At 48.9% G+C, this 26,612-nt stretch carries 32 protein-coding genes, 1 tRNA gene and 1 pseudogene; 14 read left to right on the forward strand and 20 right to left on the reverse strand.

Annotated elements, in window-relative coordinates; all coding sequences use genetic code 11:
* Window positions 1-181: 181 nt before the first annotated feature.
* From bssS to HGD79_RS05810, 5 genes are all read left to right on the forward strand, one after another.
* On the forward strand, window positions 182-436 hold the full coding sequence (bssS, locus tag HGD79_RS05790; protein ID WP_000414437.1) for a biofilm formation regulator BssS: 255 nt from the start codon (window positions 182-184) through the stop codon (window positions 434-436).
* Window positions 437-550: 114 nt separating this feature from the next.
* Entirely contained in the window at window positions 551-1,669 is a 1,119-nt protein-coding gene (gene solA, locus HGD79_RS05795) for an N-methyl-L-tryptophan oxidase (RefSeq protein ID WP_000872815.1), read from the forward strand.
* Between the two features lie 47 nt (window positions 1,670-1,716).
* Complete coding sequence (locus HGD79_RS05800; protein WP_001253418.1) at window positions 1,717-1,830, forward strand: YceO family protein; 114 nt, start codon at window positions 1,717-1,719, stop codon at window positions 1,828-1,830.
* Window positions 1,831-2,090: 260 nt separating this feature from the next.
* The gene (locus tag HGD79_RS05805) at window positions 2,091-2,657 is read left to right on the forward strand and encodes a cytochrome b (protein WP_000011108.1); all 567 of its coding nucleotides are present in this window, start codon (window positions 2,091-2,093) and stop codon (window positions 2,655-2,657) included.
* Between the two features lie 3 nt (window positions 2,658-2,660).
* The gene (locus HGD79_RS05810) at window positions 2,661-3,236 is read left to right on the forward strand and encodes a YceI family protein (RefSeq protein WP_000749261.1); all 576 of its coding nucleotides are present in this window, start codon (window positions 2,661-2,663) and stop codon (window positions 3,234-3,236) included.
* A gap of 41 nt (window positions 3,237-3,277) precedes the next feature.
* On the opposite strand, the gene HGD79_RS05815 is transcribed toward HGD79_RS05810, so the two are convergent.
* Entirely contained in the window at window positions 3,278-4,330 is a 1,053-nt protein-coding gene (locus HGD79_RS05815) for a rhodanese-related sulfurtransferase (RefSeq protein ID WP_001144616.1), read from the reverse strand.
* 224 nt (window positions 4,331-4,554) lie between these two features.
* On the opposite strand from HGD79_RS05815, the gene lpxL reads away from it, so the two are divergent.
* From lpxL to HGD79_RS05830, 3 genes are all read left to right on the forward strand, one after another.
* Window positions 4,555-5,475 carry a kdo(2)-lipid IV(A) lauroyltransferase gene (gene lpxL / locus HGD79_RS05820; protein WP_000183364.1) on the forward strand — a complete coding sequence of 307 codons (921 nt, stop codon included), beginning with the start codon at window positions 4,555-4,557 and terminating at the stop codon, window positions 5,473-5,475.
* A 171-nt stretch (window positions 5,476-5,646) separates the two neighbouring features.
* Window positions 5,647-6,873, forward strand: coding sequence for a multidrug efflux MFS transporter MdtG (gene mdtG, locus HGD79_RS05825; protein WP_000074172.1), 1,227 nt, complete (start codon window positions 5,647-5,649; stop codon window positions 6,871-6,873).
* 82 nt (window positions 6,874-6,955) lie between these two features.
* On the forward strand, window positions 6,956-7,330 hold the full coding sequence (locus tag HGD79_RS05830; RefSeq protein ID WP_000180056.1) for an acidic protein MsyB: 375 nt from the start codon (window positions 6,956-6,958) through the stop codon (window positions 7,328-7,330).
* On the opposite strand, the gene HGD79_RS05835 is transcribed toward HGD79_RS05830, so the two are convergent.
* The 3 genes from HGD79_RS05835 to mdoG form a co-directional block, all read right to left on the reverse strand.
* Complete coding sequence (locus HGD79_RS05835; protein ID WP_001237205.1) at window positions 7,331-7,558, reverse strand: YceK/YidQ family lipoprotein; 228 nt, start codon at window positions 7,556-7,558, stop codon at window positions 7,331-7,333. It abuts the gene before it with no gap.
* A gap of 172 nt (window positions 7,559-7,730) precedes the next feature.
* Window positions 7,731-10,274 (reverse strand): glucans biosynthesis glucosyltransferase MdoH, encoded by a 2,544-nt coding sequence (mdoH, locus tag HGD79_RS05840; RefSeq protein WP_001295445.1) that lies wholly within the window; start codon window positions 10,272-10,274, stop codon window positions 7,731-7,733.
* Window positions 10,267-11,802: a glucans biosynthesis protein MdoG gene (gene mdoG / locus HGD79_RS05845; protein WP_001300662.1), complete on the reverse strand. Its 1,536-nt coding sequence runs from the start codon at window positions 11,800-11,802 to the stop codon at window positions 10,267-10,269. The genes mdoH and mdoG overlap by 8 nt, the downstream gene beginning before the upstream one ends.
* 393 nt (window positions 11,803-12,195) lie before the next feature.
* On the opposite strand from mdoG, the gene mdoC reads away from it, so the two are divergent.
* Entirely contained in the window at window positions 12,196-13,353 is a 1,158-nt protein-coding gene (gene mdoC, locus HGD79_RS05850) for a glucans biosynthesis protein MdoC (protein WP_168848327.1), read from the forward strand.
* Window positions 13,354-13,360: 7 nt separating this feature from the next.
* Here the strand turns inward: mdoC and clsC are convergent, their stop codons facing one another.
* From clsC to csgB, 6 genes are all read right to left on the reverse strand, one after another.
* The gene (clsC, locus tag HGD79_RS05855; protein ID WP_168848328.1) at window positions 13,361-14,842 is read right to left on the reverse strand and encodes a cardiolipin synthase ClsC; all 1,482 of its coding nucleotides are present in this window, start codon (window positions 14,840-14,842) and stop codon (window positions 13,361-13,363) included.
* The gene (gene ymdB, locus HGD79_RS05860; protein WP_168848329.1) at window positions 14,784-15,317 is read right to left on the reverse strand and encodes an O-acetyl-ADP-ribose deacetylase; all 534 of its coding nucleotides are present in this window, start codon (window positions 15,315-15,317) and stop codon (window positions 14,784-14,786) included. The genes clsC and ymdB overlap by 59 nt, the downstream gene beginning before the upstream one ends.
* 94 nt (window positions 15,318-15,411) lie before the next feature.
* Window positions 15,412-15,723 carry a protein YmdA gene (gene ymdA / locus HGD79_RS05865; protein WP_000489590.1) on the reverse strand — a complete coding sequence of 104 codons (312 nt, stop codon included), beginning with the start codon at window positions 15,721-15,723 and terminating at the stop codon, window positions 15,412-15,414.
* 120 nt (window positions 15,724-15,843) lie between these two features.
* A complete protein-coding gene (csgC, locus tag HGD79_RS05870; RefSeq protein ID WP_000992834.1) occupies window positions 15,844-16,176 on the reverse strand; it encodes a curli assembly chaperone CsgC in 333 nt (110 codons plus the stop codon).
* A gap of 58 nt (window positions 16,177-16,234) precedes the next feature.
* Window positions 16,235-16,690: a curli major subunit CsgA gene (csgA, locus tag HGD79_RS05875; protein ID WP_000771437.1), complete on the reverse strand. Its 456-nt coding sequence runs from the start codon at window positions 16,688-16,690 to the stop codon at window positions 16,235-16,237.
* Window positions 16,691-16,730: 40 nt separating this feature from the next.
* A complete protein-coding gene (gene csgB / locus HGD79_RS05880; RefSeq protein ID WP_000791650.1) occupies window positions 16,731-17,186 on the reverse strand; it encodes a curli minor subunit CsgB in 456 nt (151 codons plus the stop codon).
* A 753-nt stretch (window positions 17,187-17,939) separates the two neighbouring features.
* Here csgB and csgD point away from each other — a divergent pair.
* From csgD to csgG, 4 genes are read left to right on the forward strand one after another with little or no spacing between them, the layout of a single operon-like run.
* Entirely contained in the window at window positions 17,940-18,590 is a 651-nt protein-coding gene (gene csgD / locus HGD79_RS05885; protein ID WP_000481500.1) for a biofilm master transcriptional regulator CsgD, read from the forward strand.
* A gap of 4 nt (window positions 18,591-18,594) precedes the next feature.
* Window positions 18,595-18,984, forward strand: a complete 390-nt coding sequence (gene csgE / locus HGD79_RS05890) for a curli production assembly/transport protein CsgE (RefSeq protein WP_000833288.1) — start codon at window positions 18,595-18,597, stop codon at window positions 18,982-18,984.
* A 24-nt stretch (window positions 18,985-19,008) separates the two neighbouring features.
* Entirely contained in the window at window positions 19,009-19,425 is a 417-nt protein-coding gene (csgF, locus tag HGD79_RS05895; protein ID WP_001264088.1) for a curli production assembly/transport protein CsgF, read from the forward strand.
* Window positions 19,426-19,451: 26 nt separating this feature from the next.
* On the forward strand, window positions 19,452-20,285 hold the full coding sequence (gene csgG, locus HGD79_RS05900) for a curli production assembly/transport protein CsgG (protein ID WP_001189321.1): 834 nt from the start codon (window positions 19,452-19,454) through the stop codon (window positions 20,283-20,285).
* Window positions 20,286-20,348: 63 nt separating this feature from the next.
* On the opposite strand, the gene HGD79_RS05905 is transcribed toward csgG, so the two are convergent.
* The 4 genes from HGD79_RS05905 to ghrA form a co-directional block, all read right to left on the reverse strand.
* Window positions 20,349-20,840, reverse strand: a complete 492-nt coding sequence (locus tag HGD79_RS05905; RefSeq protein ID WP_001297187.1) for a DUF1097 domain-containing protein — start codon at window positions 20,838-20,840, stop codon at window positions 20,349-20,351.
* 101 nt (window positions 20,841-20,941) lie between these two features.
* Window positions 20,942-21,496 carry a molecular chaperone YcdY gene (ycdY, locus tag HGD79_RS05910; RefSeq protein WP_001001902.1) on the reverse strand — a complete coding sequence of 185 codons (555 nt, stop codon included), beginning with the start codon at window positions 21,494-21,496 and terminating at the stop codon, window positions 20,942-20,944.
* A 23-nt stretch (window positions 21,497-21,519) separates the two neighbouring features.
* On the reverse strand, window positions 21,520-22,257 hold the full coding sequence (ycdX, locus tag HGD79_RS05915; protein ID WP_000283664.1) for a zinc-binding phosphatase: 738 nt from the start codon (window positions 22,255-22,257) through the stop codon (window positions 21,520-21,522).
* Window positions 22,258-22,311: 54 nt separating this feature from the next.
* Complete coding sequence (gene ghrA, locus HGD79_RS05920; protein ID WP_096147332.1) at window positions 22,312-23,250, reverse strand: glyoxylate/hydroxypyruvate reductase GhrA; 939 nt, start codon at window positions 23,248-23,250, stop codon at window positions 22,312-22,314.
* A 233-nt stretch (window positions 23,251-23,483) separates the two neighbouring features.
* Here ghrA and HGD79_RS05925 point away from each other — a divergent pair.
* Window positions 23,484-23,571 (forward strand) — tRNA-Ser (locus HGD79_RS05925).
* Between the two features lie 149 nt (window positions 23,572-23,720).
* Here HGD79_RS05925 and HGD79_RS05930 read toward each other — a convergent pair.
* From HGD79_RS05930 to HGD79_RS05955, 6 genes and pseudogenes are all read right to left on the reverse strand, one after another.
* A complete protein-coding gene (locus HGD79_RS05930; RefSeq protein ID WP_065304417.1) occupies window positions 23,721-24,563 on the reverse strand; it encodes a DUF4942 domain-containing protein in 843 nt (280 codons plus the stop codon).
* Between the two features lie 96 nt (window positions 24,564-24,659).
* Complete coding sequence (locus HGD79_RS05935; RefSeq protein WP_086598277.1) at window positions 24,660-24,857, reverse strand: DUF957 domain-containing protein; 198 nt, start codon at window positions 24,855-24,857, stop codon at window positions 24,660-24,662.
* Window positions 24,858-24,932: 75 nt separating this feature from the next.
* Window positions 24,933-25,082, reverse strand: a pseudogene (locus tag HGD79_RS05940) (DUF5983 family protein); the annotation flags it as partial.
* On the reverse strand, window positions 25,079-25,456 hold the full coding sequence (cbtA, locus tag HGD79_RS05945; RefSeq protein ID WP_065304416.1) for a type IV toxin-antitoxin system cytoskeleton-binding toxin CbtA: 378 nt from the start codon (window positions 25,454-25,456) through the stop codon (window positions 25,079-25,081). The gene cbtA and the pseudogene HGD79_RS05940, both read right to left, overlap by 4 nt.
* An 89-nt stretch (window positions 25,457-25,545) precedes the next feature.
* On the reverse strand, window positions 25,546-25,914 hold the full coding sequence (locus HGD79_RS05950) for a type IV toxin-antitoxin system YeeU family antitoxin (RefSeq protein ID WP_001285390.1): 369 nt from the start codon (window positions 25,912-25,914) through the stop codon (window positions 25,546-25,548).
* Between the two features lie 49 nt (window positions 25,915-25,963).
* Window positions 25,964-26,608, reverse strand: coding sequence for an antitoxin of toxin-antitoxin stability system (locus HGD79_RS05955; RefSeq protein WP_065304415.1), 645 nt, complete (start codon window positions 26,606-26,608; stop codon window positions 25,964-25,966).
* Window positions 26,609-26,612: the final 4 nt, after the last annotated feature.

Raw genomic sequence — 26,612 nt, forward strand, 5'->3', positions numbered from 1 at the left:
AAAAAATATGAATGACATGCTGTTTTATTGTTCATATAAATCTTAAAAGCAGAAATTTATCTGTTCCCCCCTTTAAAAATTCGGTGAATACCCTTACTTATTGGTATACTGAAGTTGCTTCAGATAAAAACGCATTGAACCTCGAATAACGTTGTCTAGTAACACGAATTAGGGGGCCATGATGGAAAAAAATAATGAAGTCATTCAGACTCATCCGCTCGTAGGGTGGGACATCAGCACCGTTGATAGCTATGATGCGCTGATGTTGCGTTTGCACTACCAGACCCCAAATAAGTCCGAGCAGGAAGGGACTGAAGTTGGTCAGACGCTCTGGTTAACCACTGATGTTGCCAGACAATTTATTTCGATATTAGAAGCAGGAATCGCCAAAATTGAATCCGGTGATTTCCCGGTAAACGAGTATCGGCGTCATTAACATGACATGACCATCCACCCAAAAGGCACCTCACCGGTGCCTTTACCATTTCTGGGTTGTATATCTGCATTCAGTTAATTACTCTGCTTAAACCATGAGAGCAGAGAGAAAAAAATGAAATACGATCTCATCATTATTGGCAGCGGTTCCGTAGGCGCTGCCGCCGGGTATTATGCAACCCGCGCCGGTTTAAACGTGCTAATGACCGACGCCCATATGCCACCGCATCAACACGGCAGCCACCATGGCGATACGCGATTAATTCGCCATGCTTATGGTGAAGGCGAAAAGTATGTCCCGCTGGTCCTCCGCGCGCAAACGCTGTGGGATGAACTTTCCCGCCACAACGAAGATGATCCCATTTTTGTACGCTCTGGTGTCATTAACCTCGGCCCGGCTGACTCCGCATTTCTCGCCAACGTCGCCCACAGCGCCGAACAGTGGCAACTCAACGTTGAAAAGCTCGATGCGCAAGGGATTATGGCCCGCTGGCCAGAAATACGCGTCCCGGACAACTACATCGGCTTATTTGAGACTGATTCCGGTTTTTTGCGCAGCGAACTGGCGATTAAAACCTGGATCCAACTGGCGAAGGAAGCGGGCTGTGCGCAACTGTTCAACTGCCCGGTCACCGCAATTCGTCATGACGATGATGGCGTAACTATTGAAACCGTTGACGGTGAGTATCAGGCGAAAAAAGCGATTGTCTGCGCGGGAACATGGGTAAAAGACCTGCTCCCGGAGCTGCCTGTCCAGCCCGTACGTAAAGTATTTGCCTGGTATCAGGCCGATGGCCGCTATAGCGTGAAGAATAAATTCCCGGCGTTTACCGGTGAACTGCCCAATGGCGATCAATATTATGGTTTTCCGGCAGAAAACGACGCGTTGAAGATTGGCAAACATAACGGAGGCCAGGTTATCCATTCAGCGGATGAACGTGTTCCGTTTGCGGAAGTGGTCAGCGATGGTTCGGAAGCCTTCCCGTTCTTGCGCAATGTATTGCCGGGTATCGGTTGCTGCCTGTACGGCGCTGCCTGCACCTATGATAATTCGCCTGACGAAGATTTTATTATCGATACCCTACCCGGCCACGATAATACACTGCTCATTACCGGCCTGAGTGGGCACGGTTTTAAATTTGCGTCAGTTTTAGGGGAAATAGCTGCCGATTTTGCGCAAGACAAAAAAAGCGATTTTGATTTGACGCCATTCAGGCTTTCCCGCTTCCAATAATCATCATTACGGCCTCCAGAATGAGGCCGTTTTTACAGGAGTATTTAATGCGTCGGCTGTTGCACTATCTCATCAATAATATTCGCGAGCATCTGATGCTTTATCTTTTTCTCTGGGGATTGTTGGCAATTATGGATCTGATCTATGTGTTTTATTTTTAGTTTTCCGCACTGACATAAACTGACAAATATTTAATCTCCCTTTCATTTAGCGTGAAAAATTGAATGAGATTATTCCTGCTTCTACAGCACTCACCAGACATCTCTGATGCTGAACCCACTAAACTTATGAAGATTCTTTCATTATTAATTCAAAATTATTGAAATAAAAATAAATATCATTCAATTTGTTATTTTTGTGTTGCAATTCATTCTCCGACACGCCATTTTCTTTCTCTCGCAAATTCGCATTGGATGCACTTATGTCATTCACAAATACCCCTGAACGCTATGGTGTTATATCTGCGGCCTTCCATTGGCTAAGCGCAATTATTGTCTACGGCATGTTTGCTTTAGGTCTGTGGATGGTCACGCTCAGTTATTACGATGGCTGGTATCACAAAGCACCCGAACTGCATAAAAGCATCGGTATTTTGTTAATGATGGGGCTGGTTATTCGCGTTCTGTGGCGTGTCATATCTCCACCGCCGGGTCCGCTGCCGAGTTATTCGCCCATGACTCGTCTTGCCGCAAAGGCTGGACATCTCGCATTGTACCTATTGCTGTTCGCCATCGGCATCAGCGGCTATCTGATCTCAACTGCCGATGGTAAACCGATCAGCGTTTTTGGCTGGTTTGACGTCCCCGCGACCCTTGCCGACGCTGGCGCACAGGCAGACTTTGCCGGTGCCCTGCATTTTTGGCTCGCGTGGAGCGTCGTAGTACTGTCCGTTATGCACGGATTTATGGCCCTGAAGCATCATTTCATCGATAAAGACGACACTCTGAAGCGCATGCTGGGAAAGTCGTCATCTGACTATGGAGTATAAAAAATGAAAAAAAGCCTGCTTGGTTTAACCTTCGCGTCCCTGATGTTCTCTGCCGGTTCAGCGGTTGCCGCCGATTACAAAATTGACAAAGAAGGTCAGCACGCCTTTGTTAATTTCCGCATCCAGCACCTTGGCTATAGCTGGTTATACGGCACCTTTAAAGATTTCGACGGTACTTTTACCTTTGACGAAAAAAATCCGGCTGCCGATAAAGTGAATGTGACAATTAACACCACCAGCGTCGATACTAATCACGCCGAACGCGATAAACATCTTCGCAGTGCAGATTTCCTCAATACCGCAAAATATCCACAGGCAACATTCACCTCCACCAGCGTGAAGAAAGACGGTGACGAACTGGATATTACCGGCGATCTGACGCTGAATGGCGTAACCAAACCCGTCACGCTGGAAGCGAAATTAATTGGTCAGGGCGACGACCCATGGGGTGGTAAACGTGCAGGCTTCGAGGCCGAAGGCAAAATTAAGCTCAAGGACTTCAATATCAAGACAGATTTAGGTCCAGCTTCTCAGGAAGTGGATCTGATTATTTCAGTGGAAGGCGTACAGCAGAAGTAAGAGTGAAATGTTGCCGGATGGCACGCATCCGGCAATGATATTTATTCCGTTGGATCAGGAATGCCCAGTGTTGTATTCAGACGTCCACGAGACTTATTAAAGATCTTATTGCCATTTTCACGTCCTGCCCGACGGCGTCGCTGTTCTTCTGGCGGTAACGCGCTTTCTTCGCAGCAAATCTCACTACAACAACCTTTGTATTTTTCCGCACATACTGGACACTGAATAAACAGCAGGTGGCAGCCATCATTTTTACAGTTGGTATGGCTGTCGCACGGCGCGCCGCACTGGTGGCAATGCGCGATAATCTCATCCGATATACGTTCGCCCATCCGCTCGTCAAAAACAAAATTTTTGCCAATAAAACGCACCGGCAAGCCCTGCTCGCGCGCCTTACGGGCGTATTCAATAATTCCGCCCTCGATATGCCAGACTTTGTTGAATCCGTTATGTTTCATCCAGGCACTGGCCTTTTCACAACGAATGCCGCCGGTGCAGTACATGACGATTTTTTTATCTTTATGTGCCTGCATCATCTCGACTGCTTTTGGCAGCTGCTCACGGAAGGTATCTGCCGGAATTTCGAGCGCGTTTTCAAAGTGCCCCACTTCATACTCATAGTGGTTACGCATGTCGATAAATAGTGCATCGGGATCGTCAAGCATGGCGTTCACTTCCGCCGCTTGCAGATACTCACCAACATTGCTGGCATCAAAGTGAGGATCGTCAATACCGTCGGCAACAATGCGATCGCGTACCTTCATGCGCAGTACCCAGAAGGATTTCCCGTCATCATCCAACGCGATATTCAGGCGTAAACCCTCTAAAGCCGGGTCGAAGGCATAGAGCTGCGCGCGAAATGTTTCAACATTGCTCGCAGGTACGCTGATTTGCGCGTTAATGCCCTCATGCGCCAGATACACTCGCCCAAAAACATTCAGCGCGGTAAACAGCTGATATAAAGCGTCACGGGTCGCCTTAGGATCGGCGATGTGGAAATACTTGTAAAACGAAATGGTGGTTCGCGGTTCGCTCTCAGCCAACATTTTGGCTTTTAGCGCGTCGTTGGAAATGCGGTTGTGTAACACTGGCATGGTGTACGGTTCCTGCGAGATGGGAAAGTAAAAATCCGCGGCATGATATAGCAATTATCGATAATTAACATCCACACATTTTACGCTACATTTGCGCATTAAAAATTATTTGTTATTTACAAGCGCGGCAATTTCGCCCAGTCTTCAGCCACAAATTTTGGTTGCGGGCGAAAAAATGCGACAATACATACAATTGCCCGAATAGGTTGAAAAACAGGATTGATATGACGAATCTACCCAAGTTCTCCACCGCACTGCTTCATCCGCGTTATTGGTTAACCTGGTTGGGTATTGGCGTACTTTGGTTAGTCGTGCAATTGCCCTACCCGGTTATCTACCGCCTCGGTTGTGGATTAGGAAAACTGGCGTTACGTTTTATGAAACGACGCGCAAAAATTGTGCATCGCAACCTGGAACTGTGCTTCCCGGAAATGAGCGAACAAGAACGCCGTAAAATGGTGGTGAAGAATTTCGAATCCGTTGGCATGGGCCTGATGGAAACCGGCATGGCGTGGTTCTGGCCGGACCGCCGAATCGCTCGCTGGACGGAAGTGATCGGCATGGAACACATTCGTGACGTGCAGGCGCAAAAACGCGGCATCCTGTTAGTTGGCATCCATTTTCTGACACTGGAGCTGGGTGCGCGGCAGTTTGGTATGCAGGAACCGGGGATTGGCGTTTACCGCCCGAACGATAATCCACTGATTGACTGGCTACAAACCTGGGGCCGTTTGCGCTCAAATAAATCGATGCTCGACCGCAAAGATTTAAAAGGCATGATTAAAGCCCTGAAAAAAGGCGAAGTGGTCTGGTACGCACCGGATCATGATTACGGCCCGCGCTCAAGCGTTTTCGTCCCGTTATTTGCCGTTGAGCAGGCTGCGACCACGACCGGAACCTGGATGCTGGCACGGATGTCCGGCGCATGTCTGGTGCCCTTCGTTCCACGCCGTAAGCCAGATGGCAAAGGGTATCAATTGATTATGCTGCCGCCAGAGTGTTCTCCGCCACTGGATGATGCCGAAACTACCGCCGCGTGGATGAACAAAGTGGTCGAAAAATGCATCATGATGGCACCAGAGCAGTATATGTGGTTACACCGTCGCTTTAAAACACGCCCGGAAGGCGTTCCTTCACGCTATTAAATCTCCCATGCCGGATGCTTCAGAATGGCATCCGGCATTACCACAGCAAATCCCCCTGATTTAGCGATAAAAGCTCTCTGGATTGCGCCCCCTGGAAGTCGGGCGCATAATTAGTGTGCTTATCTTTTCTTCTTATGTTCACCGCGCCTGGCGCACCAACAGCGGATTGCTATGTCACCCTGTGAAAATGACACCCCTATAAACTGGAAACGAAACCTGATCGTCGCCTGGCTAGGCTGTTTTCTTACCGGGGCCGCCTTCAGTCTGGTAATGCCCTTCTTACCCCTCTACGTTGAGCAGCTTGGCGTTACCGGTCACTCCGCCCTGAATATGTGGTCCGGTATTGTCTTCAGCATTACATTTTTATTTTCGGCCATCGCCTCACCGTTTTGGGGTGGACTCGCCGACCGTAAAGGCCGAAAACTCATGCTATTACGCTCTGCCCTCGGCATGGGCATCGTGATGGTGTTGATGGGACTGGCACAAAATATCTGGCAGTTTTTGATCCTACGGGCGCTTCTTGGGTTACTTGGCGGATTTGTCCCCAACGCTAATGCTCTTATCGCCACACAAGTACCGCGTAATAAAAGCGGCTGGGCGCTGGGTACGCTCTCCACAGGCGGCGTTAGTGGTGCGTTGCTCGGTCCAATGGCTGGCGGCCTGCTCGCCGATAGCTACGGCTTACGTCCGGTATTCTTTATTACCGCCAGTGTGCTCATACTCTGCTTTTTCGTCACCCTGTTCTGCATCAGAGAAAAATTCCAGCCGGTCAGCAAAAAAGAGATGCTGCACATGCGGGAAGTGGTGACATCACTTAAAAACCCGAAACTGGTACTCAGCCTGTTTGTCACCACGTTAATCATCCAGGTGGCGACAGGCTCAATTGCCCCCATTCTGACGCTGTATGTCCGCGAACTGGCGGGTAACGTCAGTAACGTCGCCTTTATCAGTGGCATGATCGCCTCGGTGCCAGGCGTGGCGGCTCTGCTAAGCGCACCACGACTCGGCAAACTTGGCGATCGAATCGGACCCGAAAAGATCCTGATTACAGCGCTGATCTTTTCTGTACTGCTGTTGATCCCAATGTCTTACGTTCAGACGCCATTGCAACTTGGGATTTTACGTTTTTTGCTCGGTGCCGCCGATGGTGCACTACTCCCCGCCGTACAGACACTGTTGGTTTACAACTCGAGCAACCAGATCGCCGGGCGTATCTTCAGCTATAACCAATCGTTTCGTGATATTGGCAACGTTACCGGACCATTGATGGGAGCAGCGATTTCAGCGAACTACGGTTTCAGAGCGGTATTTCTCGTCACCGCTGGCGTAGTGTTATTCAACGCAGTCTATTCATGGAACAGTCTACGTCGTCGTCGAATACCCCAGGTATCGAACTGATTTTTCGCCTTTCATACTTGCAAAAGCGGAGAATCAGCTATCCTTTTCCCTGAAACCTCATCAACTCAAAGGGAGAATCGTGATGACCATGTACGCAACGCTTGAAGAAGCCATTGACGCTGCACGCGAAGAATTTCTTGCAGACAACCCCGGCATCGACGCCGAAGATGCGAATGTGCAACAGTTCAATGCCCAAAAATACGTTTTGCAGGACGGCGACATCATGTGGCAAGTTGAGTTTTTTGCCGACGAAGGGGAAGAAGGTGAATGTTTACCTATGCTTAGCGGTGAAGCCGCGCAAAGTGTTTTTGATGGCGACTATGATGAGATAGAGATACGCCAGGAGTGGCAGGAAGAGAATACATTACATGAATGGGACGAGGGGGAATTTCAGCTTGAGCCACCGCTGGATACCGAGGAAGGACGCGCAGCAGCTGATGAGTGGGATGAACGTTAATCACTCATACGGGCCATGATGAATGTCGATCGGCAGCAGTAAAGTATCAAAAACCAGAGAGAATGGCAGATCAAGGATCGTGACATAACGCCAGGCGGAGTCACGCACATCCCATTGCACACCGGGATAATATTGGTTGCCATGCCCCTGCCCCGGTATAGTGCGACTAATAATGCTGCCACAGCCACTCAGCAAGGTCACCATGATGCTCACCACAATTAAACGCATTTGATACCTCTTTCGTAAAAAAATACCGGCATAACGCCGGTATTTTTATTGGCTCGTTGTTTTTGCCGGATGCGGCGTGAACGCCTTATCCGACCCACAAAATCTTGCAAAATCAATAAATTGCAGGAACGATGTAGGCCTGATAAGCGTAGCGCATCAGGCAACTACGTTTTTATTGCGAAGCCGCATCCGGTTTACGCAATGCCAGTGGATTGAGCTTTATCCCTTCGTAATAACTCACCCATGAAGAATATCTCTCCGGGGAATTCCAGACGCGGAAATGCAGACGGGCCATCGTCACCGGATCGCTTAGCAGCACCAGGCGACGATCGCGATTCAGCTTCTCTGGCGTCTCGTTCAGCGCCTGTTCAACGTGGCGGTCACGGGCGATTTCCAGCACCTTACTGGCGCGGTGACGCGCGGTCGCCATTGCGGTTGCCAGAGCGTTAAATGACGGGTTAAACACTGCGTGCATAAAGCCATCATCAAGGGAGCGTTGACGATTCATCTCAAGGAACCGATCGGTATCAACCAGCACCTGCGGCGGCGAATACTCTTCCGGGATCAGGAACAGTTTCCAGCGTTTGGTGCGCAGACCAACGGTGGCACGGCTGGAAATCACCGAAACAAACGGTGACAGGATCAACGAGAAGACAATCGGTGCCAGCCAGAACAGGAAACGCAGATCCAACCACGCCATACCAACAGCCCACACTAACCCTAACAGCAGCTGTGAGCCGTGGCGTTTGAACGCTTCACCCCAGGAAGTGGAGTCATCATCACGCTGCGGTGAATTCCACACCACTTCCCAGCCAAGGAACGCGCTGACGACGAAGACCGTATGGAACAGCATGCGTACCGGAGCCAGCAGCACGGAAAACAGCACTTCCAGCAGCAACGATAATGTAACGCGCCAGAAGCCGCCGTATTCTTTCGTTCCTTTGCACCAGATAAGCAAAATGCTCAATAACTTCGGCAGGAACAACAGCACCATGGTCGAAGCAAAAAGTGCAATCGCCAGCTCAGGACGCCACTGCGGCCACACCGGGAACAACTGCCGTGGTTGCAGGAAGTATTGCGGTTCGGTCAACGCATGTACTACCTGCAATGCAGTAGAGAGCGCGAGGAACATAAACCACAGCGGAGCGGAGAGATAAGACATCACGCCCGTCAGGAATACCGCACGGTGAACCGGGTGCATACCCTTCACCAGGAACAGACGGAAGTTCATCAGGTTACCGTGGCACCAGCGGCGGTCACGTTTTAGCTCATCAAGCAAGTTAGGCGGCAATTCTTCATAAGAACCCGGGAGATCGTAAGCAATCCAGACCCCCCAACCTGCACGGCGCATCAACGCCGCTTCCACGAAGTCATGTGACAGGATTGAACCGGCAAAGGAACCTTCGCCCGGCAGCGGAGCCAGTGCGCAGTGCTCGATAAACGGTTTCACGCGGATAATCGCGTTATGTCCCCAGTAGTGCGACTCGCCAAGTTGCCAGAAGTGCAAACCGGCTGTAAACAGTGGCCCATACACGCGGGTCGCGAACTGCTGACAGCGCGCATACAGCGTATCCATACCGGACGCTTTCGGCGACGACTGAATGATCCCGGCGTTCGGGTTGGCTTCCATCAGGCGCACCAGCCCGCACAAACAATCACCGGTCATTACCGAGTCAGCATCCAGCACCACCATGTAGCTGTACTGGCTGCCCCAGCGACGGCAGAAGTCATCGATATTACCGCTTTTACGCTTCACGCGGCGACGGCGGCGGCGATAGAAAATCTGACCTTCGCCACCGACTTCAGCGATAAGCTCCATCCAGGCTTTTTGCTCTGCGACGCAGATATCCGGGTTATAACTGTCACTAAGAATGTAGACATCAAAGTGTTTGGCATTCCCGGTGGCTTTTACTGATTCCCACGTTGCACGCAGGCCAGCAAAAACACGGTTCACGTCTTCGTTACAGATAGGCATGATCAACGCCGTGCGATGCTCCGGGTTTAATGGTTCATCGCCAACTGTTGACGCAGATATACTGTATTTATCGCGACCAATAAGCAGTTGCAGGAAGCCCATTAACGCCGTCCAGAATCCGGCGGACACCCAACAGAACAGTACCGCAAAGAGGATCAGGATACCGGTTTGCAGCATATAAGGCAGAAGCTGCATAAAGGAAACCCACAAATCCTGACCAACCATATCCATAGGATTAATCAGCGCCCAACCCTGATAAGGAAGAATGGTCTTCATATACCAGGTCGCGACGACAGTTTGCGCGAGCGTCAGGATCAACAGAATGTAACGGCGGATGGTACCGACGGTACGCCACTTTTGCTCGCTCTCCTGCTCTTCTTTGGTCAAACGAGCCAGATAGCGCGGCGTGACATCGCGTCCACGCAGGCGATCCCAGAAACGGCCTACCGGGTTGGTACGCCACGGGTCGGGAAACATCGAGGAGCGTTTTGCTTCTGGCATCGCCTTCAGCTGATCGCGCCCTTCGTCGTCTTTAATTAACTGTCCATCAGCAAGTGAATCTGGCCAGGCTTGTTCCAGACGCGCCTTTACCGAGCCTTGCGGGGAATCATCCTCCCGCGCCCAGGTGCGGTGTTCGGCATCCAGCGCCTGATGAACGGCGCGGATATCAGTCTTCGGCAATGCCGCTTTCTCGCTTGCGGCGATGGGCATTGCGTCAATGTACTCAGTTGTCTTATTCATTGGCAGGTAACTGGTAGCTCCAGGTTTCACTCAACGTCTGATCGGCATTCACCAGCGCAGCACGCATTTCAGTGGTTTTCTTGGCATCTTTCACTTTCACACGCATCACCAGACGCCAGCCTTTGGTAACCGGGTTATAGCGCACCGTGCTTTCAACTATCTCACCATTATCACCAATGCTGGTTTGCGCTGTGACCGGGGTATCCTCTGGCAGTTTTTTCATCTCTGCGCCGGTAAAATCGACCACAAAGGCGATAGTACCGTCAGGCTGGCGAATCAGGTTCGACTGCTTCACATCCCCCGTTGAACGACGCGTTTGTTGCACCCATGCGTTATCTGGCGCATGCAGTTTGTCTTCATCACGGCTGAAGGTGATGGTGTATTTAAAGTTCATCTCTTTACCCGGCTCCGGCAGCTGATCCGGCGTCCAGTAAGCGACGATGTTATCGTTGGTTTCATCGTTGGTTGGAATTTCTACCAGCTCAACGCTGCCTTTACCCCACTCCCCTTTCGGAGTCACCCATGCGCTTGGACGAAGATCGTAACGATCATCGAGATCTTCAAAGCGGGAGAAATCACGACCGCGCTGCAACAGACCGAAGCCTTGCGGGTTTTCCATAGAGAAGCTGCTGACCGCTAAATGTTTCGGGTTATTCAACGGACGCCAGATCCATTCGCCATTACCGGCATGGATAGAGAGACCGTTAGAGTCGTGCAACTCCGGACGATAGTTATTTGCAGGCGACGGTTGGTTCGGCCCAAACAGGAACATACTGGTTAACGGTGCAACCCCCAGTTTGCCGACTTTATCGCGCAGATAGATTTTCGACTGCACATCCACAACCGTGTCACGCCCTGGCATAACTACGAATTTGTAAGCACCTGTCGCGCGCGGCGAGTCAAGCAATGCATAAATGGTTAAACGTTTATCAGTCGGTTTTGGACGCTCGATCCAGAACTCTTTGAAGCGTGGAAATTCTTCACCCGATGGCAAGGCGGTATCAATTGCCAGGCCGCGGGCAGAAAGGCCATAAACCTGACCTGCACCAATCACGCGGAAATAGCTGGCCCCGAGCATGCTGACGATTTCATCGTTTTTATCTTTGCTGTTGATCGGGTAAAGCACTTTAAAACCGGCAAAACCAAGGTCTTTTACCGTGTCTTTGTCATGCTGAACATCGCCGAAAGTGAAATAATCCGGGCTGTATTTGATTCGTTTGACTGCGGTGGCAGTCACTTCATTTATTTTGACCGGGGTATCGAAGTACATACCCTGATGGTAGAACTCGAGTTTGAATGGGGTCTTCAGATTGTTCCAGTACGCTTTGTCATGATTAAACTGGATCTGCTGATAGTCCGCGTATTTCATATCGCGGAAAACGGAGGGCAAGTTGCTTTTGGGCGCCTCATAGCCTTTCCCGGCTAAGGATTGAGCTTGCTTTGCGACATCATCAATACTGAAAGCCCAGCTTGAAGATGTATACAGGGTTAACATTACTGCAGCACTCAACCAACGCATTTTCATCATTTGTAGTTTATGTTTCATAATTAGTAAGCACTTCCCCCTTTGTGTGCTTATATCGATCCGATCTATTTTAATGGATAACCAGCCATTCCGACAACAGAATCCCGGTATCGTTCAGCACGCTGGCTCATGGATTAAGCACCTGATTGCAACCGTTTTCACTTTCCGTGCTTCTCCTAAAGACAGAAGCATCGACTTCGTGTAGGGTTTGCCAGCAATTTTATTTATCAACCGTCTTACAGACGCTTCCATTCTGGTTAGTGGTAGCGATGATGCTATGCATAAAAACCTTGAAGCCTGCGCCTGGCGCGGTCAGGTCGGTGTCGCTATGGCAACAAGCCTAAAGGCATAACCCGACAGGGATAAGACGAAAAATCCGAGATTAGTTAACCATATATGAATCCAGTACCCGCGCAACGTGAATATTTCCTCGACTCCATCCGCGCCTGGCTGATGTTGTTAGGGATCCCTTTTCATATTTCTTTAATCTATTCGAGCCATACATGGCATGTGAATAGCGCCGAACCGTCATTGTGGCTGACCCTTTTTAATGACTTCATCCACTCGTTCCGCATGCAGGTATTTTTCGTTATATCCGGCTACTTTTCCTACATGCTTTTTTTACGCTATCCCTTGAAAAAATGGTGGAAAGTACGTGTCGAACGTGTAGGTATCCCGATGTTAACAGCCATCCCCTTACTGACATTGCCGCAATTTATTATGCTGCAATACGTCAAAGGGAAAGCGGAAAGTTGGCCTGGGCTGTCATTGTATGACAAATATAATACGTTGGCCTGGGAATTAATATCACATCTGTGGTTTTTACTGGTGTTAGTGGTCATGACGACGCTGTGCGTATGGATATTTAAACGCATCAGAAATAATTTAGAAAATTCTGATAAAACGATTAAAAAATTCTCGATGGTAAAACTATCGGTGATTTTTTTATGCCTCGGCATCGGTTATGCGGTAATAAGAAGAACGATTTTTATTGTGTATCCGCCCATTCTGAGTAATGGCATGTTCAATTTTATTGTCATGCAAACGCTGTTTTATTTGCCGTTCTTTATCCTCGGCGCACTGGCTTTCATTTTCCCTCATCTTAAAGCCTTGTTTACCACGCCGTCTCGTGGCTGTACCCTTGCAGCAGCATTGGCGTTTGTCGCTTATTTACTCAACCAGCGCTATGGCAGTGGCGATGCCTGGATGTACGAAACCGAGTCGGTGATCACCATGGTCCTCGGTCTGTGGATGGTGAATGTGGTCTTCTCCTTTGGCCACCGTTTGCTTAACTTCCAGTCAGCGCGGGTGACTTATTTTGTTAACGCATCGCTGTTTATCTATCTGGTTCACCACCCGTTAACGCTGTTTTTCGGCGCATACATTACACCGCACATCACCTCCAACTGGCTTGGTTTTCTCTGTGGCCTGATATTTGTAGTAGGGATTGCGATAATTCTGTATGAAATTCATTTGCGCATCCCGTTACTGAAGTTTTTGTTCTCTGGTAAACCGGTTGTTAAGCGTGAAAACGATAAAGCACCAGCCCGTTAAGCCACATTTACAATAACCATTCCACGGGCAATATCGACGCCAGTCTGACCATAACCCGCTTCCAGAAACTGGTGGCGGGTTCTTTTTTGAGAATAATCTCTTTCTTTGCATGACGATCAACCCAGTTGATCCGTCCCCACCTGTCCAGACGGAGCTGCCAGGCCGCATCATACTGGCTCTGAATAAAGCGTTTATCAATTAACTGTGCCAGCGTTTCGCTCTCTATCACGAAGCCCATTTCAGTATTGAGCAATGTTGAACGCGGATCGAAATTGAAAGAGCCGATAAACACCGTTTTACCATCGATGCTAAAGGTTTTAGCATGCAGGCTGGCTCCGGAATTACCGGTTATGCCGCGATCGTGTAACGTACTACTTTGTTCACGCGTCGGCTTGAGTTCATATAATTCCACGCCATAGCGGAGCAATTTTTTGCGCCAGCGCGCGTATCCGGCATGGACGACAGCAACATCGTTAGCGGCAAGAGAATTGGTTAGGATCGCAATCTTTACCCCTTTTCTCACCATCCGTAAGAGTTGCGCCACACCTGCGCGTGTCGGTACAAAATAGGAAGAGATAATATCGATGCGTTCACTGGGTGAGCCCATGATATCGAACAGGCGCTGCGGTAACAGTGAATGCCGTTTTGCCTTGCCCTCCCCTTTCGCCGGATCATCACTTAATAAACGTGTTTTCGCCCAGATAAGCGGCAACGTTCCATCAACCAGATGATTTATAAACGGACTGGATTCCATTTTGCGTAAGTAACGATGCGTCATAGCATCGTTATGCCAGGAGGCGGGTAACTCGATGCGATCCGCCATTTCACCTTCCGGGACATCCAGCACTTGCTGTAAGGGTGAAACCGATTTGCAATACCAGTAGCGGGCGAAATCATCGGCAACGTCCTCTACCACGGGCCCTATTGCCATAACATCTAAATCCGAAAAAAGTGGCTCTTCCCCTGCCCCAAAATAGGCATCACCAATATTTCGCCCCCCTACCAGCGTCACCACGCCATCGACAGTGAAACTTTTATTGTGCATACGGCGATTGAGACGGGAAAAGTCGGTGATATAACCAAGCGGACGCAGCAAGCGAAACGAGAAAGGATTAAAAAGCCGGACTTCAATGCGGGGATGGCTGTCAAGCAAGCGTAAAATGTCGTCAAGTCCGGGCGTATTGTTGTCGTCCAGCAACAAACGGACGCGAACGCCACGCTTTGCTGCGGCTAACAGGGCGGAAAACAGTAACCGACCCGACATATCGTCCTGCCAGATGTAATACTGAACATCCAGCGTATGCTCTGCCATTTCGGCCAGACGATACCGGGCGGCAAACGCATCCAGACTTTTCTCCAGAGGGAAAAGACCACACTGACCGGGATGTTGCGAACACAGTGGCAGCACCGCGCTCGCCAGCCGGGGCAAATCATTCATCTCCTTGTTGGGTAAGGAGTCTTTCGTAGAGGCGGGCGTTTTCTTCATCATAACAGACAAAGTATACCTGTTCGGGTAAAGCGTGACGGGTAATAAATTCTGAAACGGTTTTAACTGCGATTTCAGCCGCTGCCGCACGAGGGTAACCATAAACCCCAGTACTGATTGCAGGAAAAGCCACTGACGTATAGCTGTTTGCCGCCACCAGTCGTAGGCTATTGAGATAGGCATCCTGCAAAAGCTGGTCTTCGTTTTGTTCACCACCACGCCAGACTGGCCCGACGGTGTGCACTACGGCTTTAGCGGGAAGAGCGCCTGCAAGCGTAATAACGGCATGCCCCGTAGGGCAATCGCCCTGCTGTTGCCTGACTTTTAAACAGGCATCCAGCAGGGCCGGACCCGCTGCGCGATGAATGGCCCCATCGACGCCGCCGCCTCCCATTAATGACGGATTAGCCGCATTCACAATCACATCAACGGCCAGTTTGGTAATATCACCCTGCACAACATGAATACGCGTTTTCATAACGCCTCCTTACACCTTCTTGTTTCTTAAGTGTACAGCAGGCTTTTTGGTTAAATCGCATTTTTCTGCTCAGCAACGTGCGTTGTTCAGAAACTTAGTTATATTCGATGTTCATTACAGCCAGCTTTTTCTGTTTATCAAGATACTGCACTTTTACTGAGGCTATTTGCGCGTTTTTAACATTACCGCTCATTAACGCTTTGCTGGAATAGGTTTTGCCCGGAACAGAACCATTCTGTGGGCAGTTCATTTCTACGGGTGATGACTGGGTGCTGACGTCACATGCCGGTTCCACAATTTGGCCATAAAAATGGATCACCCCCCCTTGCGCGGTGCTTCCTGCGATGGCAATAAAAGGAAAAAGCAAACTGCCGAGCATAAGAGAGTTTAAAAAAGGTCTGAACATTTATTCTATTTCCTCAATGATTAGTCATCCTTGAGGGTTGTGTTATCCATACTTTCAGGTTGGCTGATTCGCAGCAGACCATTCTCTCCAGATTCATCTTATGCTCGATATTTCAACAAATTAAGACTTTTCTGAAGAGGGCGGCCATTGTTGTGATAAATGAAGTGACTGTCCATCAGAAACAGTAACAACTATTTTCACCCGATCTTCCGGGGAAATATTTAAACTCAACTTCGTCAAAGCAATAGGTTGATTAGCAGGCAATGAGAGGGTCTTTTCTTGCTTCGTCTGACTTTGCCCTGAACTGCCTTCGCGCAGGGACAATATTTGTACTCTGCACAGACAAGATTGAGTAAGAGTGACTTCAGGAATAATGGTATACACATCCCCTTGCTGGGTCGTATTAAAGGTTATCTGGCTGGAAAGTGCCGCAAGGAGTAATAACGCATTCATATTCTTCTCCCGAAAAAAAACAGGGCTTGCGCCCTGTTTCTGTAATACAAATGATGTATTAGTACTGATGAGCGGTCGCGTTGTTACCAAAGCCAACCTGAGTCACGTTGACGGAGGAGTTAGATGCAGTCTGGTCAACTGCAGCACCGTTGCCACCACCGAACTGTTTAACAGTCATTTCAGAATTTTTGCCGTTCCACTGATCAAGAGTGGCGCTGTTACCGAAGCCACGTTGGGTCAGATCGATTGAGCTGTCATCTGAGCCCTGACCTACATCTGCACCATTACCACCGCCATGCTGGGTAATAGTCAAGTCAGAGTTACGGGCATCAGTTTGCAGAGCAAGTGCAGAGTTACCGCCACCGTACTGGTAAATGTTCAGCTCTGAATTTGGGCCGCTATTATTACCGCCACCACCGTGGTTACCGCCGCCGCCGTACTGAGGAACAACACCTGCCAGAGCGCTACCGGAGAATACGATTGCTGCAATTGCTGCTACTTTTAAAAGTTTCATGTAAAACCCCCATCGGATTGATTTAAAAGTCGAATGGAAATTAACGTTGTGTCACGCGAATAGCCATTTGCGACTGTCTCTGCACTACAATTGCCGTTTTTTGAGTACCATACTGTGTAATATTTGCTTTATTACCAGAACCTTTCTGGATAATCATCGCAGTATTACCATAAGCACCTTGCGAAATACTGGCATCGTTGGCACTGCCCGCCTGATCAATATATGCAAGGTTATAATCTCCTGTCTGGTCAATCTTTGCCCGGTTGCTACTACCTTCTTGCGCAACAACCGCCAAAAGTTTTGAGCCTCCCTGCCGTAACTGAGCACTATTATTCGTCCCAGCTTGACCAATTATGGCTGCCTGATTAAATGAAGACTTACTCAATTCATTTACCGCGAAGTTATATTCTGAATTAGCTAAATCATAACCTGCTGCGGCTGCAATCCCAGGCGCACCCAGTATTGTTAACATCATAAATAACAATTTGTTTTTCATGTTGTCACCCTGGACCTGGTCGTACATTTAAGAAATTAAATCATTTCAACTTGGTTGTTAACGCAACCTGTATTTTGTTAACGCTGCGTTACGATGGAAAGTATGTCTGCGGAAATATTTTTAATAACTCACCCGCGCGTTGTATTTTTCTTTTTTTGTTCATACCAAAGTATTAAAACCCACGTAAATACGGTGTTATCTACGCAAAAAATATTTTGTTTTCTTTTAAATCTCCGTTTTCCGCTATCAAAAATCACCAGACAGTCATTTTTCTTGCCCGTCGCTGATTGCTGCGATATGTCTTGCGCACAAGCCGTGACAAACCTCGTCTTTTTGCAGTAAAAAATTGTCCACGGAGGTGCGGAGAAAAAACAAGAACGTTTTACATGACGAAAGGACTACACCGAAATATTTTTTATATGTATTATTAGTAAGTTATCACCATTTGTATGATTTTTTAAAATTGTGCAATAAAAACCAAATGTACAACTTTTCTATCATTTCTAAACTTAATAAAACCTTAAGATTAACATTTTAATATAACGAGTTACATTTAGTTACATGTTTAACACTTGATTTAAGATTTGTAATGGCTAGATTGAAATCAGATGTAATCCATTAGTTTTATATTTTACCCATTTAGGGCTGATTTATTACTACACACAGCAGTGCAACATCTGTCAGTACTTCTGGTGCTTCTATTTTAGAGGCAGCTGTCAGGTGTGCGATCAATAAAAAAAGCGGGGTTTCATCATGTTTAATGAAGTCCATAGTATTCATGGTCATACATTATTGTTGATCACTAAACCGTCTTTGCAAGCGACAGCTCTCTTGCAGCACCTTAAACAATCGCTGGCAATTACAGGAAAATTACATAATATTCAACGTTCTCTGGACGATATATCTTCAGGCTCTATTATTCTTCTGGATATGATGGAAGCAGATAAAAAGCTTATCCATTATTGGCAGGATACTTTGAGCAGGAAAAACAACAATATCAAAATATTGTTGCTAAATACGCCTGAAGATTACCCGTACCGCGACATTGAAAACTGGCCTCATATCAACGGCGTTTTTTATGCCATGGAGGATCAAGAACGTGTTGTCAATGGGTTGCAAGGCGTCCTGCGCGGCGAATGCTACTTTACGCAAAAGCTTGCCAGTTACCTGATTACACATTCTGGTAACTATCGTTATAACAGCACGGAATCAGCCCTCCTTACTCATCGGGAAAAAGAGATCCTGAATAAGCTGCGTATCGGCGCGTCTAATAACGAGATCGCTCGTTCGTTGTTCATCAGCGAAAATACGGTTAAAACGCATCTTTATAATCTTTTCAAGAAGATAGCCGTAAAAAACCGGACACAAGCGGTTTCCTGGGCAAACGATAACCTCAGGCGATAAAGCCATGAAACGTTATTTACGCTGGATTGTGGCGGCAGAATTTCTGTTCGCCGCAGGGAATCTTCACGCCGTTGAGGTAGAAGTCCCGGGATTGTTAACTGACCATACTGTTTCATCTATTGGCCATGATTTTTACCGAGCCTTTAGTGATAAATGGGAAAGTGACTATACGGGTAACTTAACGATTAATGAAAGGCCCAGTGCACGATGGGGAAGCTGGATCACTATAACGGTCAATCAGGACGTTATTTTCCAGACTTTTTTATTTCCGTTGAAAAGAGACTTCGAGAAAACTGTCGTCTTTGCACTGATTCAAACTGAAGAAGCACTAAATCGTCGCCAGATAAATCAGGCGTTATTAAGTACGGGCGATTTGGCGCATGATGAATTCTAAATAAAAAATTGTTCGGAGGCTGCAATGCGTGTCAAACATGCAGTAGTTCTACTCATGCTTATTTCGCCATTAAGTTGGGCTGGAACCATGACTTTCCAGTTCCGTAATCCAAACTTTGGTGGTAACCCAAATAATGGCGCTTTTTTATTAAATAGCGCTCAGGCCCAAAACTCTTATAAAGATCCGAGCTATAACGATGACTTTGGTATTGAAACACCCTCAGCGTTAGATAACTTTACTCAGGCCATCCAGTCACAAATTTTAGGTGGGCTACTGTCGAATATTAATACCGGTAAACCGGGCCGCATGGTGACCAACGATTATATTGTTGATATTGCTAACCGCGATGGTCAATTGCAGTTGAACGTGACAGATCGTAAAACCGGACAAACCTCGACCATCCAGGTTTCGGGTTTACAAAATAACTCAACCGATTTTTAAGCCCCAGCTTCATAAGGAAAATAATCATGCAGCGCTTATTTCTTTTGGTTGCCGTCATGTTACTGAGCGGATGCTTAACCGCCCCGCCTAAAGAAGCCGCCAGACCGACATTAATGCCTCGAGCTCAGAGCTACAAAGATTTGACCCATCTGCCAGCGCCGACGGGTAAGATCTTTGTTTCGGTATACAACATTCAGGACGAAACCGGGCAATTTAAACCCTACCCGGCAAGTAACTTCTCCACTGCTGTTCCGCAAAGCGCCACGGCAATGCTGGTCACGGCATTGAAAGATTCTCGCTGGTTTATACCGCTGGAGCGCCAGGGCTTACAAAACCTGCTTAACGAGCGCAAGATTATTCGTGCGGCACAAGAAAACGGCACGGTTGCCATTAATAACCGAATCCCGCTGCAATCTTTAACGGCGGCAAATATTATGGTTGAAGGTTCGATTATCGGTTATGAAAGCAACGTTAAATCGGGCGGTGTTGGGGCAAGATATTTTGGGATCGGTGCAGACACGCAATACCAGCTCGATCAGATTGCCGTGAACCTGCGCGTCGTCAATGTGAGTACCGGTGAGATCCTCTCCTCGGTGAACACCAGTAAGACGATACTTTCCTATGAAGTTCAGGCCGGGGTTTTCCGCTTTATTGACTACCAGCGCTTGCTGGAAGGGGAAGTGGGTTACACCTCAAACGAACCCGTTATGCTGTGTCTGATGTCGGCTATCGAAACAGGGGTCATTTTCCTGATTAATGATGGTATCGACCGTGGTCTGTGGGATTTGCAGAACAAAGCAGAACGGCAGAACGACATTCTGGTGAAATACCGCCATATGTCGGTTCCACCGGAATCCTGACAGATAAAAAAGCCGGAATTATCATCCGGCATTTTACTGTTTAAGCGAAAGCGTGAGTGCCCCTCACGCTTTATTTTTGATTTCCTGCTCACGGTGAGCCGTCTTTGCACTACGCGCCGCCAGCCACAGGCCGCTGTTTTTCATTGCGTAACCAAATACCAGCCCAAGCGCCAGCGAAGGTAACACCAGTTTCCAGTCACCCTGCCCGGCAAACGTCGCGCATGCGCCTATAAACGTCCCCGGAACAAATGAAAGCAGCAGCTGTTTGGCCTGAATACACATCAGAAACGCGACAATACCGGTTATGACATAACCGAGAATTTCCAGATGTGGTGCCAGTGCACTACCGTAAATAATGACCATCGCCCACACCACGCCACTAAGCAGGGTTGCAGCGGAGATCGCCAGCCCTTTCAGCCCACCTTGCGGGCAGGCAAAGTAGGCCGTACAGCCCAGGAAGCCTGCCCAGCTTAGTAAGCCCAGGGAAACAGCCACCCATCCCCAGATACCGGAGAGAATGCCTGTTGTGATTGCAATAGAGAGAAGTATGTTCATGCCGCGCATGATAGCAGAAAACGCGGCCATGAATGAGATCGAGCACACATTTTATGCAACAACAAATTATCTGTTGCAGTTATGAGTGACGATGATCACATTTACTCTTCAGAATCTTCTTCCAGCTCGTCCCACATTGCACTAATGGCATCACGGGTTAGCGGTGCCATGGTGCGCCAGAAAGGCGTGGTTGCATGGGCCTCCACTTTGCCGAGGAACGCACCACACCAGGGTAACAGATACTCACTGAACAGTGTTTCCAGTGCTTCGCTCTCATCTTCCGTTGACTGATCTTCCAGCCAGGAAGCCGCAAGCAGCAATGTGCCGATGTGATCGGCTGGCGTATCCGCCAGTGGCATCCCTCGTTCGGAAAGAAAAGCGCGCACTTCCGCTTCCGTTGCGTCCTCAACCCATGCGCTACGATATGGCGGCACGGCACATTCATCGCCGATAAACAACGCATTGTAATCGGCAGAGACTTGCGCCATATCACAGCTTTTCTGTAAACGCGTCAGTAACTCATCCTGCTCCAGTGGCCAGTTCGCAGCCAGTTTCCCCTCACGAATCAGGGTAAACAGCGGCACCAGTAAAGGATCTTGCGGTTGGCGGTAATAGAGCGAACCCAGCACACGACAGAGGATAGAAAACTCGTTCATTAATATATTTCCATTACTAGTAATTAAAGGTCTGCAAATTCCGCAATCGGTGCCATACCGCGAGATTCAAGGAAGTTCAGTAAGCGGCGCGGAGAAACATTCAAAATGCGCTCTGGCGGAAAATCTACCGCGTCGAGGATTTTAAGACACTCTTCAAATTCCCCCATGGTAAACGCGGTGTGAGAATCCGAGCCTAATGCCACCCAACCTCCAGCATCACGTACCGCTGCGGCTACCGCACGACAGTTGTCTTCACTGCCCTTACGTGAGTGTAAAAATGAAGAATTATTGATTTCCAGCGCCACCTGATGTTTCGCGGCTGCTTCAGCAACGGCTTTCACATCTATTTCATATTTGGGATTTCCGGGATGGCTTATTATATGCACATTGCCGCTGGCGATAGTGGCGATCATCGCTTGTGTATTGGTCGCTTTGTCATGTGGTGCAAAAACCGGCTCATGAAAACCGGCAATAATCAGATCCAGCGAGTCAAACATTTTACCGCTGCAATCAATTTCACCATCAACATTTTTAATGTTAGCTTCGATGCCGCGCAGGATCCCTACCCCATCAACCACTCGCGGCCAGATACGCATGTTAATGAAGTGCCAGTGATGCGGAGCATCTTCCATATCCGGGCCATGATCGGTGATCGCAAAAAGTTTAATGCCCTTTTGTTTGGCCTGGGCAATGTAATCACTCAATGTGCTATATGCATGTGTGCTGGCAACGGTATGCATATGAAGGTCGACGGGATACATAACTCTCTCCTGTATTCAATTCCCGCCAAGGATAGCAGGAATCCTGATGCTTTATTAGTAGCCGCGTGCGCGGTCGACTTGCCCGCAGACCCTCTCCCCTTTTTCGAGCTGGGCAATGGTGCGAGAAATGTACTCCACAGCTTCAGCGGGACGGGTAATCGCGGCGACATGTGGTGTTATCGTCACGCGTGGATGTTGCCAGAGCGGACTTTCAGGCGGTAAGGGTTCACGATTAAAAACATCCAACATTGCGCCTTTAACTTTGCCGCTATCCAGCGCCGCGAGCAGGTCATCTTCCACAACATGAACACCACGCGCCAGGTTGAGGAGATACGCGCCATCCGGTAATTTTTCGAGTAATTGTTGATTAATAATGCCGACGGTTTCAGGGGTATTCGGTAACAAATTAATCAATACCCGACATTGGCTCAGAAATGCAGACAGTTCTTCCCGTCCGGAAAAGCTTTGCACGCCAGGCCACGATTTAAGGGTTCGACTCCAGCAACGCAGCGGAAAGCGCCAGGTTTGCAGACTCTGAGCAACTTTACTGCCCAGTACGCCTGCGCCCAAAATGCCGATGGTAAAATCTTCCCGATGATATTCAGGCAGCGGTTGCCAATGCGAACTATTTTGCTGGATGCGATAATCGTCAAAACGTCGAAACCAATGCAGCACCTGACTGACAGCATATTCCTGCATTTGCTCGCCCATACCGGTATCTTCCAGGCGAAAAAGTGGAACAGAAGGGTTCAGCATTTCAGGGTGTGCCTGTAGCTTGCTCAAAATAGAATCAACACCGGCCCCGAGTGCGAACACCGCTTTAAGATCGCGCCCTGCCAGCATTTCAACAGGAGGATGCCAGACTAAAGCATAATCAGCAGAGTCATTATCTCCGCTTTTCCATGCTCTGACTCTTGCCTGAGGAATAGCTTTGCGCAGTGCCTCAATCCACCATTGGGTATCGAACGTTGGGTGATAAAAGATGATATCCATACTGACTCCCGAAAAGCGTTGTGCGAAATTTATTCGCACTTATCGTTATGATCTACAAAGGCCACCAGCATAACAAATCCGTGGTCGGTGGCAAAAAAAGCAGATTTCGCTTATTAAAACCACACATTGATTGAAGTTTGAATAAACGCGCGATTTTTTCAAAAAGTTTGTTGACCTCAGGTCGTGATTTCCCTAAATTAGCGCCCGTTCCAGCAAGACAGGAACGACAATTTGGTGAGGTGTCCGAGTGGCTGAAGGAGCACGCCTGGAAAGTGTGTATACGGCAACGTATCGGGGGTTCGAATCCCCCCCTCACCGCCAGATTACAAGCGCATGTTATTGTTTAACATGCGCTTTTTTATTTGTCCTTCCGGACAGTATGCCATCGGGTATGCCATCTGAAACCGGTTTATATGCCCCACGATCATATCTTATCGGACAATTTCCGATCTTTGAGCATACTGGCAAAGCTATACTGCCAGCATGTCAGGATAGTGTTTTGCGATAATATCATTCAGTCTGTCAACCAGTTCTGGTTTTCTGAACGTGATATGCGCGGAGCCCTTCTTAAAGTATCTGATGCTGAACATCTCATCTTCATAGTCCTCTTTACCCTGAACAGACTGGATGTGGTCATCCAGATGAATGGTGATGTTTTCCCGGTTGTCGGGGATCGGTTTGCCGCTGAACAGATACAGCATTCTTTCCAGGTCGGCAAGTCGATCTGCCTGTTGCCCGCTGTTCAGATGAAATCCCCACCGGTCCCATCTCACCAGATTGTTGACGATAATTTTACTGCCAAATTTACAGGGGCAATTGGTTTTGTAATTCCAGTTCAGCCCTCTGAAGACGTTGATCACCCCTCGCTCAAACACCTCATCCTTATTCTGGTGCAGTTGTTCAAATGTGCTCAGGATGTTCGCTTCGCTGATTTCCGGAAAATTATCGTATTCCAGTGACCGGTACCATGTATCACGGGCCTGCGCATCCATTAATGACAGCATCCCGGAACGTTGCATCAGGTCACGCCAGATTTCGCGGTCAAGATTCCGGGTAATGGCTTTCATTGCTGTTTCGGGTTTCTCCATCAGCCAGCAACCGCAGCGAAAATCCTGTTTCATGGCCCAGTCCAGAGCAGTTTTACCTCCAATACTTTCTGTCATTGCTGATATTTCAGCCAGTTGCCGGATAAGTGTGTCGATTTGCAGCAGTGTACTCTTTCGTACAGCCAGAATGTGGCTGACTGAGGTGGAGCAGATAACGTCCGTATGCCCGTTGACCACTTCCGGACGGGCGATTGTGATGCCTGACATAATCGATATTCCTTTTTGCAGATAAATGAAAACGCCAGCCGTGTTCAGGCTGGCGTCAGTGGAATGAAGTCTGGTGAGTGAGATGATGAGTGAGACTCACCGGTTCTGGTGCTGAAGCTGCAGTTGGCGCAGGGTACGGACATCCTGTCGCGCCTGTTCGATACAGGGCAACAGTGCTGCCGAATCCGTTTTATCCTCATCGTTGTCAAAGATAATTCCCGATTCGCAGTCGATATTGTCCTGCAGCCACGCAATGAGGATATCCAGCGCTGTTTCAGTGGTTAATGGCATCACGCTCTGTATCACTGTATTGTCTTCCGGCAACTGATGAGGGCTGGCAGAAGTCGCCGGTGTTTCGGTAGCGTCACGTTCATTCACCACGCGGAGTGAATAACCGTTTTCAGCGACTTTGTTAATCAGTTCAGCGAGCTCAATACCATCGACGTCAACGACAATGCGCCCCATGTTCAGCGCCTGCGCGTTAATGCTGTCGGCTTCCAGCGTCAGAGCCAGTTTCATTGTTTCGCCTCCTGATACTTACCCAGGGTAATGTTATTTACCGTTCTGTAGTTGTCGCGTGTCATCAGGCCGGTTGCCCGGCGTGCCCGGAGGATATCAATACTGTTTATTAACTGAGAACGGGTACAGGCGCTGAATCCCGGCTGGTCGGTACGTACCAGTGCGTATTTTTCAACGAGAAAGTTCACCGCATCGCACAGTGAAATGCCTGCCTCAATATGCTGCTCAATCACACGTTCATCAGCGAACGGTGTGTCATTCAGCGTAAGGCCGTAGTGCTGATCCAGCAGTCGGGTGAGCAGTGTCTGCCAGATTTCAACCGGAGACGGGCGTGAACTGGCCGCCTGCCCGGGTAATACAGGTAATGTTTTCATACTGAAGATTTTCCTGAAATGCAGAGATGAAAAATGGAAAAGTGGCGTGGTGAAAGCACCAGGCCGGAGCAGAAGGTTATTCTGGAGAGTTACTTTTTCGTTTCGGGCGTCGGATAAACAGCCATATAAACGTAGCCACAACTGCCGAGGGTATCGGCTTCGCAGGTCAGCCCTTTTGCATACAGCGTGACGGTATGTTGATGGCGGGGATTCAGTTCACCGCTGGTGAGCATGAGCTCCAGTTGTTTCATCAGCAGCGGAAAGGCCTGGTCCAGGTGGTACGAATCCGCGTCGCTGAACCGCCCTCTGATACCGGCGCGGTCGGCAAGGTAATGCAACCGGTTGCCTTCCTGTACCAGACGGGCACCAAAACAGGGCGTCACGGTGCAGGGTAGCCCCCACCAGGGGCGGTCGTTGTTGTCGTCGGGATAATTTGTTTCATGGAACGTGTCTGACACGATAAAATCCTCACAGAAAATCGGTTAAGAATGGTTTAACGATGACAGGTCAGCCGGCGCGCAGACCGGCGTCGGTGAAGGTATATGCATTGATGTGAATGGCCTCATCCACAGCGGCGTCTGAGGTCAGCCAGTCGTACTCGTTTTCCAGCTGACGGTACAACCAGAAGGCCAGGTCGCGCAGGGCTTCGCTGACCGCGGCTTCCGCATCGGTTGTCATTGCCTGACTGACAGGGCTGTTCCGGGTGACGGTGATATCCATGCTGTACGGATGGCAGTAGCGTCCCCGGTGGTGGATTTCAGCCTGCAGTTGCCAGAAGTTACGCTTCTGCACCGCCTGCAGGGCATCCGCGATACGATGAAGCTCACGGTCCTGCGGGGCATACTCCCGGATTCTCCTGGCTGTTGCTGACTGCCAGTGCCAGCGTCCTTCAAAACAGGCTCCGTCCCCCTGGCTGCAGAATCCGCTGAACCAGATGCTCGGCTCTTCCATAAACCTGCCGTTGCTGAGCCGGAAAACGCGCTGGCGGAGGTTAATCCCGAAAATGTCACAGACCTCCCTGAAGTCTTCATACACGTTTTCATACCAGTTGCTGTCAGCATGATGCTGACGGTACCCGTCGCGGGCTTTTTCCCGTGCCGGGCAGGAAAGTTCATCCAGCGTATACACGGTGGTGGTGATAATTCTGCTCATCAGA

The organism is Escherichia sp. SCLE84 (assembly GCF_012584495.1).
Taxonomy (GTDB): domain Bacteria; phylum Pseudomonadota; class Gammaproteobacteria; order Enterobacterales; family Enterobacteriaceae; genus ECMA0423.

Bases quoted from the DNA above. Each gene is read 5' to 3' on its own strand.
- csgD (WP_000481500.1), top strand. From the start codon at position 17,940: ATGTTTAATGAAGTCCATAGTATTCATGGTCATACATTATTGTTGATC.
- mdtG (WP_000074172.1), top strand. From the start codon at position 5,647: ATGTCACCCTGTGAAAATGACACCCCTATAAACTGGAAACGAAACCTG.
- csgB (WP_000791650.1), bottom strand. From the start codon at position 17,186: ATGAAAAACAAATTGTTATTTATGATGTTAACAATACTGGGTGCGCCT.
- solA (WP_000872815.1), top strand. From the start codon at position 551: ATGAAATACGATCTCATCATTATTGGCAGCGGTTCCGTAGGCGCTGCC.
- HGD79_RS05805 (WP_000011108.1), top strand. From the start codon at position 2,091: ATGTCATTCACAAATACCCCTGAACGCTATGGTGTTATATCTGCGGCC.
- HGD79_RS05835 (WP_001237205.1), bottom strand. From the start codon at position 7,558: ATGCGTTTAATTGTGGTGAGCATCATGGTGACCTTGCTGAGTGGCTGT.
- clsC (WP_168848328.1), bottom strand. From the start codon at position 14,842: ATGATGAAGAAAACGCCCGCCTCTACGAAAGACTCCTTACCCAACAAG.
- HGD79_RS05830 (WP_000180056.1), top strand. From the start codon at position 6,956: ATGACCATGTACGCAACGCTTGAAGAAGCCATTGACGCTGCACGCGAA.
- bssS (WP_000414437.1), top strand. From the start codon at position 182: ATGGAAAAAAATAATGAAGTCATTCAGACTCATCCGCTCGTAGGGTGG.
- csgG (WP_001189321.1), top strand. From the start codon at position 19,452: ATGCAGCGCTTATTTCTTTTGGTTGCCGTCATGTTACTGAGCGGATGC.
- HGD79_RS05930 (WP_065304417.1), bottom strand. From the start codon at position 24,563: ATGTCAGGCATCACAATCGCCCGTCCGGAAGTGGTCAACGGGCATACG.
- ghrA (WP_096147332.1), bottom strand. From the start codon at position 23,250: ATGGATATCATCTTTTATCACCCAACGTTCGATACCCAATGGTGGATT.
- HGD79_RS05800 (WP_001253418.1), top strand. From the start codon at position 1,717: ATGCGTCGGCTGTTGCACTATCTCATCAATAATATTCGCGAGCATCTG.
- ycdX (WP_000283664.1), bottom strand. From the start codon at position 22,257: ATGTATCCCGTCGACCTTCATATGCATACCGTTGCCAGCACACATGCA.
- mdoG (WP_001300662.1), bottom strand. From the start codon at position 11,802: ATGATGAAAATGCGTTGGTTGAGTGCTGCAGTAATGTTAACCCTGTAT.
- HGD79_RS05815 (WP_001144616.1), bottom strand. From the start codon at position 4,330: ATGCCAGTGTTACACAACCGCATTTCCAACGACGCGCTAAAAGCCAAA.
- HGD79_RS05810 (WP_000749261.1), top strand. From the start codon at position 2,661: ATGAAAAAAAGCCTGCTTGGTTTAACCTTCGCGTCCCTGATGTTCTCT.
- csgA (WP_000771437.1), bottom strand. From the start codon at position 16,690: ATGAAACTTTTAAAAGTAGCAGCAATTGCAGCAATCGTATTCTCCGGT.
- HGD79_RS05955 (WP_065304415.1), bottom strand. From the start codon at position 26,608: ATGAGCAGAATTATCACCACCACCGTGTATACGCTGGATGAACTTTCC.
- mdoH (WP_001295445.1), bottom strand. From the start codon at position 10,274: ATGAATAAGACAACTGAGTACATTGACGCAATGCCCATCGCCGCAAGC.
- mdoC (WP_168848327.1), top strand. From the start codon at position 12,196: ATGAATCCAGTACCCGCGCAACGTGAATATTTCCTCGACTCCATCCGC.
- cbtA (WP_065304416.1), bottom strand. From the start codon at position 25,456: ATGAAAACATTACCTGTATTACCCGGGCAGGCGGCCAGTTCACGCCCG.
- ymdA (WP_000489590.1), bottom strand. From the start codon at position 15,723: ATGTTCAGACCTTTTTTAAACTCTCTTATGCTCGGCAGTTTGCTTTTT.
- ycdY (WP_001001902.1), bottom strand. From the start codon at position 21,496: ATGAACGAGTTTTCTATCCTCTGTCGTGTGCTGGGTTCGCTCTATTAC.
- csgF (WP_001264088.1), top strand. From the start codon at position 19,009: ATGCGTGTCAAACATGCAGTAGTTCTACTCATGCTTATTTCGCCATTA.
- lpxL (WP_000183364.1), top strand. From the start codon at position 4,555: ATGACGAATCTACCCAAGTTCTCCACCGCACTGCTTCATCCGCGTTAT.
- csgE (WP_000833288.1), top strand. From the start codon at position 18,595: ATGAAACGTTATTTACGCTGGATTGTGGCGGCAGAATTTCTGTTCGCC.
- HGD79_RS05905 (WP_001297187.1), bottom strand. From the start codon at position 20,840: ATGAACATACTTCTCTCTATTGCAATCACAACAGGCATTCTCTCCGGT.
- ymdB (WP_168848329.1), bottom strand. From the start codon at position 15,317: ATGAAAACGCGTATTCATGTTGTGCAGGGTGATATTACCAAACTGGCC.
- csgC (WP_000992834.1), bottom strand. From the start codon at position 16,176: ATGAATGCGTTATTACTCCTTGCGGCACTTTCCAGCCAGATAACCTTT.